At 73.8% G+C, this 1,165-nt stretch carries 2 pseudogenes; one reads left to right on the top strand and one right to left on the bottom strand.

Annotated features, from left to right (window positions below):
• Positions 1 to 860: pseudogene (locus ACFY9I_RS42580) on the bottom strand (FUSC family protein); the annotation flags it as partial.
• A gap of 185 nt (positions 861 to 1,045) precedes the next feature.
• Here ACFY9I_RS42580 and ACFY9I_RS42575 point away from each other — a divergent pair.
• Positions 1,046 to 1,165 (top strand): annotated as a pseudogene (locus tag ACFY9I_RS42575) (DUF5134 domain-containing protein); the annotation flags it as partial.

The raw sequence follows: 1,165 nt of genomic DNA, 5'->3' as shown, positions 1-1,165 counted from the left end.
CCGACGGCCCGTTCGGCTTCGGCGCCGGTCAGCTCGTCGTCGTCCAGGTGATCGTCGGGACGCGGGAGCGGCGCGGTGCCGCGCAGGTCGTGGGCCCAGGCGCGGAGCCGGGCGGGGTCGCTCTCGGCGGGCGCGGCGAGCGCGACCTCGGCACGGATCAGGAGCCGTTCGAGGGCGCGGCGCGTGGTGTCGCCGTGGGCCGACATCACCGTCTGCCAGGCGGCGTGGACGGCGGCGGCCGCGGAGGTGCGGGAGTGGGAGTGGGTGTGTGAGTCCGAGCGGGTCTGCTCGGCGTGCGCCGCCGCCAGGGTGAGCGCATGGGCGGTGGCGCGGCGCTCCGGGCCGTGCGGCCGCAGCAGGCCCGGCGCCATGCAGACGAGCCAGGCCCAGGCGCCCGCTCCGAGGGCGAGCGCCACATGGCCGGGGACCTGTCCGAGGGTCTGCGGCAGGAAGAGCGAGGCGGAGCTGATGAAGGCGAGGATGACATTGGCCGGCGGGCCGAGCCGGGTCGCATCGCACAGCACCTTCTGCGCCGCCGCCAGCAGCGCGCCGACGGTGACGAGGACGACCGCGCTGTCGGTGAGGGAGGCCGCGACGAGCGCGACGGCCAGGCCGCCGGTCATGCCGAGCACCACCCAGGCGAGGACCCGGGCGCGGGCCGCGTAGGGACGGTTGTGGGCGTACAGGGCGCACAGGGACCCGGCCATCGTGTACACCGCCAGGTCCAGCCGGCCGAGGGCCAGCAGGAGCAGGTTCGGCAGGGCGACGGCGACGACCACGCTGAGGGCCGGCTTGAACCAGATGTCGGAGGGACGATCGAGGCGCAGCACGTCGGCGAGGGGGAGGCGGGGTCGGGGCATGCCTATCAATTTAGCATGTGTTTTACTCGTGAAACAACTGTGCGCTCCGTCGAATGCTCCCCGTGTACACCCTTGCGCTCGCGTGCGCGCCGCGTGGCGTGGGCATCGCATCCCTCGACGCGATGACGCGACGTGATGACGCGACGCCATGACGAGACGTCGTGATGTCGAGCGGGGAGGTGCGTGTGCACGGACCGGCTTCGCCCGGCTGGCTGCTGGTCGCGCTGTGTGCGGCGACCGGCGCCTACTGTCTGCTGCGGATGCGCAGCGCCGTCGAGGAACAGCGCCGGGCCGCGGGCGGGGAG

It is taken from the genome of Streptomyces sp. NPDC012510 (assembly GCF_042955065.1).
Taxonomy (GTDB): domain Bacteria; phylum Actinomycetota; class Actinomycetes; order Streptomycetales; family Streptomycetaceae; genus Streptomyces.
The sequence above is the reverse complement of the archived record's forward strand: the minus strand, read 5'-3'. Positions and strand labels throughout refer to the sequence as shown.